At 56.2% G+C, this 1839-nt stretch carries 1 rRNA gene; it reads left to right on the forward strand.

Features of this window, described 5'->3' with window-relative positions:
• Window positions 1–1839, forward strand: a 23S ribosomal RNA gene (locus ACFVYA_RS49890); the annotation flags it as partial.

The raw sequence follows: 1839 nt of genomic DNA on the forward strand, positions 1-1839 counted from the left end.
CGTAATAGCTCACTGGTCAAGTGGTCCTGCGCCGACAATGTAGCGGGGCTTAAGCACACCGCCGAAGCTGTGTCATTCATGCGTTACATCGGCTTCACTCCTTGAGGGTGTTGTCTAGTGGTATGGATGGGTAGGGGAGCGTCCTGCATCCAGGGAAGCGGCGGCGGAAGCCAGTCGTGGAGGGTGTGGGAGTGAGAATGCAGGCATGAGTAGCGAATGCAGAGTGAGAAACTCTGCCGCCGGATGACCAAGGGTTCCTGGGCCAGGCTAATCCGCCCAGGGTAAGTCGGGACCTAAGGCGAGGCCGACAGGCGTAGTCGATGGACAACGGGTTGATATTCCCGTACCCGAGCATGTGCGCCCATGACGAGGCGTTTGATACTAACCACCCAAAGCCATGGACTGAAGTCTTCGGATGGAGGTTTGTGTGTGGAGCGTGGGACCTGATTTCGTAGTAGTCAAGCGATGGGGTGACGCAGGAAGGTAGCTCCGCCAGGCGATGGTTGTCCTGGTGTAAGCGTGTAGGCCGGAACATAGGCAAATCCGTGTTCCATGAGGCTGAGACGTGATGCGTAGCCGTTTGAGGCGAAGTAGAGTGATCCTATGCTGCCGAGAAAAGCCTCTAGTGAGTGCATGCACGGCCCGTACCCCAAACCAACACAGGTGGTCAGGTAGAGAATACCAAGGCGATCGGGTGAACTGTGGTTAAGGAACTCGGCAAAATGCCCCCGTAACTTCGGGAGAAGGGGGGCCAAACATCCTGAAGCTTCTTGCAAGCTAGGGGTGGGTGGCCGCAGAGACCAGCGGAAAGCGACTGTTTACTAAAAACACAGGTCCATGCGAAGTCGCAAGACGATGTATATGGACTGACGCCTGCCCGGTGCTGGAACGTTAAGAGGACCGGTTAGCCTTTCGGGGCGAAGCTGAGAATTTAAGCGCCAGTAAACGGCGGTGGTAACTATAACCATCCTAAGGTAGCGAAATTCCTTGTCGGGTAAGTTCCGACCTGCACGAATGGCGTAACGACTTTCCGGCTGTCTCAACCACAGGCCCGGCGAAATTGCACTACGAGTAAAGATGCTCGTTACGCGCGGCAGGACGGAAAGACCCCGGGACCTTTACTATAGTTTGGTATTGGTTTTCGGTTCGGCTTGTGTAGGATAGGTGGGAGACTGTGAAGTGGTCACGCTAGTGGCTGTGGAGTCGTTGTTGAAATACCACTCTGGTCGAATTGGGAATCTGAACCTCGGGCCATGATCTGGTTCAGGGACAGTGCCTGATGGGTAGTTTAACTGGGGCGGTTGCCTCCTAAAGAGTAACGGAGGCGCCCAAAGGTTCCCTCAGCCTGGTTGGCAATCAGGTGTTGAGTGCAAGTGCACAAGGGAGCTTGACTGTGAGACAGACATGTCGAGCAGGGACGAAAGTCGGGACTAGTGATCCGGCACCTCCTGGTGGAAGGGGTGTCGCTCAACGGATAAAAGGTACCCCGGGGATAACAGGCTGATCTTGCCCAAGAGTCCATATCGACGGCATGGTTTGGCACCTCGATGTCGGCTCGTCGCATCCTGGGGCCGGAGTAGGTCCCAAGGGTTGGGCTGTTCGCCCATTAAAGCGGCACGCGAGCTGGGTTTAGAACGTCGTGAGACAGTTCGGTCCCTATCCGCCGCGCGCGTAGGATACTTGAGGAAGGCTGTCCCTAGTACGAGAGGACCGGGACGGACGAACCTCTGGTGTGCCAGTTGTTCTGCCAAGGGCATGGCTGGTTGGCCACGTTCGGAAGGGATAACCGCTGAAGGCATCTAAGCGGGAAGCCTGTTCCAAGATGAGGTATCCCACCCC

This window comes from Amycolatopsis sp. NPDC058278 (assembly GCF_042881395.1).
Classification (GTDB): domain Bacteria; phylum Actinomycetota; class Actinomycetes; order Mycobacteriales; family Pseudonocardiaceae; genus Amycolatopsis.